Raw genomic sequence first — 3,213 nt, 5'->3', positions numbered from 1 at the left:
CGTCACGCGCTCGCTGCCCGCCGTCGTATTCCAGTTGCGGCGCACGCCGGCCGGCGCGTATTCGTTTCCGTATATCGGCGGCGACACCGCGCATCTGTTCGGCGGCGGCGTGTCGCCGGGCCAGCGCGCCCGCGTCGACTTCGAGCGCGTATCGGAAGAGGACCGGGAGTTCGTGCTAGCCGAACTCGAGCGCTCGGCCAATTGCGAAACGCCGGTGCACATGGAATTTCGTCTCGCAAGCACAGCTGCGGGTACGGTCGCGAATACGGCCGCAAGCGCGGGCCAGCTCAAGTGGGTGCGCGCGGAACTCGTGCCACGCCGCGAGGCGGATGGCGGCGTCGTGTGGAGCGGCTACTGGGTCGATGTGAGCGGGGAGCGCGCCCGTTCGGAGGAACTCGCGCGGGCGCGCGATCAGGCCGAGGCGGCTTCGCGCGCGAAAGACAATTTCTTTGCGATGATGAGCCATGAAATCCGCACGCCGATGAACGGGGTGCTGGGCCTCGCCGAAGTGCTCGAACGCACGCCCCTCAGCACTGAACAGGGCGAAATGCTCGGCATGATCCGTGAGTCGGCGGGTGCGCTGCTGCAGATTCTCGATGATCTGCTCGACTATTCGAAGATCGAGGCAGGGCATCTCGCACTCGAAGCCGAACCCATCGACCTGCGCGAGCTCGTCGACAACGCGGTTGGTTTGCTCGCGGGGCGTGCACATGAAAATGGGCTCAAGGTGCGCGTCGAGATCGCCGCCGACGTGGCCGCGACATTGCGCGGCGACAGCGTGCGCTTGCGACAGATACTGTTCAATCTGCTCGGCAACGCGATCAAGTTCACGCCGAACGGCGAGGTTGGCGTGAGCGTGTCGGCCGTCGCGCATCGCGGCGCTTCGCAGGGCTTTGCGCAACCGGCTGGCCAGACGCTGGAAATAACGGTGTACGACACCGGCATCGGCATAGCGCCAGACGTGCAGGCAAGTCTTTTCGAGCCATTCGTGCAAGCCGAATCGTCCACGACGCGGCGCTTCGGCGGCACGGGTCTGGGGCTGACCATCTGCCGCAAGCTGATCGAACTGATGAATGGCACGCTCGCGCTGCACAGCGAGCCCAGTTGCGGCACGCGTATGACCGTGCGGCTTACGATGCCGGTCGTCGCGCCGCATTATTCAGTCGATGCGCTGCGCGGCAAGCGCGGCGTCGTGATCACGAGCGACGCGCGCATTGCCCGGGCGCTGACTCACTTCGGCAAAGCACTCGGGCTCGAGTTGTGCGCGATTGCGCCTGACGCGTTGCAGGCATCCGACACGCGTGACGCGAGTGAGACGTCCAGTGCGTCGCGAGCCCCCGCGCTATGTGAGCGCGCGATGCTGGCCGGCGCGGACCTGTTGTTTATCGGCGAGGAGGTCGCGTTGCCCCCGCATATCGAGGCAAACACGCGCATCGTCACGCTGACCGAAAAATCGAAACCGACCGGCTACCGCATTGTCGACGATACGGTGCGCGTCAGCGTCAACCCGATCTTATGGCGCGGTCTCAGCGCCGCCTGCGCAGCCGCGCTGACGGGTCTCGCTCCGATGGCGCCCCGTGCGCCGGAACGCGGCGCGGCGCCGCCCGATCGCGAGCGTGAGCTGGCGAGCGGGCGACTGATTCTTGTCGCCGAAGATCATCCGGTCAATCAGGAACTGATCCGGCAGCAACTCGCTTTGCTCGGCTTCGCGTGCGACGTCGCGGATGACGGCGTCGACGCGCTGGCCGCGCTCGAACGCGCGAACTACGGCTGTCTGATCACGGACTGCCACATGCCGAACCTTTCCGGCTACGAACTCACGCGGCGCATCCGCGAAGCCGAGCGAGCGCGAAGCGGCGCGCAGCGTCTGCCGATTCTGGGCATCACGGCGAACACCGCCCCTGACGACCTGAGCCTCTGCCGCCAAGCCGGCATGGACGACACCCTCATCAAGCCGACCCGGCTCGCGATGTTGCGCGATCACCTGAGCCGCTGGTTCGGCACCGAGAGCGCGTCGCAGGCAACGCCAGCGGAAACGCCCTGCGTCGAGCCGCCCGCGCTGGCGGTCGAGAGAGCTGGGCTTCGGCAACGCGATCCGAAGCCGTTCGTGCCGGTCGACCTTAGCCATATGACACAACTGTGGGGAAGCGAGTCGACGGTGAAGGCGTTGCTCGACGCGTTCGTTTCGTCGATGCGCGACGATATGCAGTCGTTGGTGTCATTGCTCGAACATGTGGAGATTGCACGTTTGCTCGAGTGGCAGCACCGGGTGGCGGGTGCGGCGAATGTGCTGCAATATCCGCCGCTTATTCATGTGCTGGAAGAATATCGCCAGCAGATCGTCGCGAGTTCGCCCGACCGTTTGCGCAATGAAGGGATCGCGGTCATCCGAAAATGTGAGGCGATGCTGGATGGCATCGAACAGCAGGCGGCGTTGCTCGCGTAGCCCGGCGGATGGCCGTGCGCAAAATACCGGCACAGCAAATCGGCTTAGAAAACGCGAGACGAACGCGATCCAACCGCGATACGAACCGTCGCGCGAAAAAAAACGCGGCCGAAGCCGCGTTAAAGATTTGGAGACGTCCTTCGATGAAGGAGTCACTTCTCGCAGAAAGAAGCATAGCTGTAATCGCGCGATTTATTCATTACAGATTGCGCAATGAAGTGTTCGGTCAAATCGATTAAAACGGCCCCGTCACTCATTTGACGCTGTATTCCAGATTGGTCCTTGATAAACGGATAGGCGCAATGCACACGTTGCGTGATCGTGAAGGCCACAATGCATCGCCGATCCAGCCCGATGCAGCCCGATGCAGCCCGGTGCGGCGCCGCTGAAGCAGCCGCACCGGCACCCACCGGGGCCGGATGATTTGCACTAGTATGTGGAAGCATCGCGGGCGGATGTGACACCGCGGTGGCGCATCAAAGTCCGGAGAAGACCATGATTACGCTGCGAAAACTGAATCTGGCCGTGGTGTTATGGGCGCTTGCGTCGGGCGTCGCGCTCGCTGATACGGTGGCATTGAAGGCCGACCTCGAGCCATCGAGCGAAGTGCCGCCGCGGGTGAGCCACGGGCACGGCATGGTGGATGCGACCTTCGATACCTCTACCCAATCGCTGCAGTGGACCATCACCTATGAAGGCCTAAGTGGGCCGGCGACCGCCGCGCATTTTCACGGTCCCGCGCCGGTCGGCCAAAACGCGAAGATCCA

General features: G+C 63.8%; 2 protein-coding genes. Both read left to right on the top strand.

Annotation, left to right across the window (positions count from 1 at the left end; genetic code table 11):
* Positions 1–2,446, top strand: a 2,446-nt coding sequence (locus VGH68_RS27415; protein ID WP_331606865.1) for an ATP-binding protein, incomplete at its 5' end; no start/stop codon positions are given.
* A 495-nt stretch (positions 2,447–2,941) separates the two neighbouring features.
* Positions 2,942–3,213, top strand: a 272-nt coding sequence (locus VGH68_RS27410; protein ID WP_331606864.1) for a CHRD domain-containing protein, incomplete at its 3' end; no start/stop codon positions are given.

Source organism: Paraburkholderia sp., from assembly GCF_036488505.1.
Classification (GTDB): Bacteria; Pseudomonadota; Gammaproteobacteria; order Burkholderiales; family Burkholderiaceae; genus Paraburkholderia.
The sequence above is the reverse complement of the archived record's forward strand: the minus strand, read 5'-3'. Positions and strand labels throughout refer to the sequence as shown.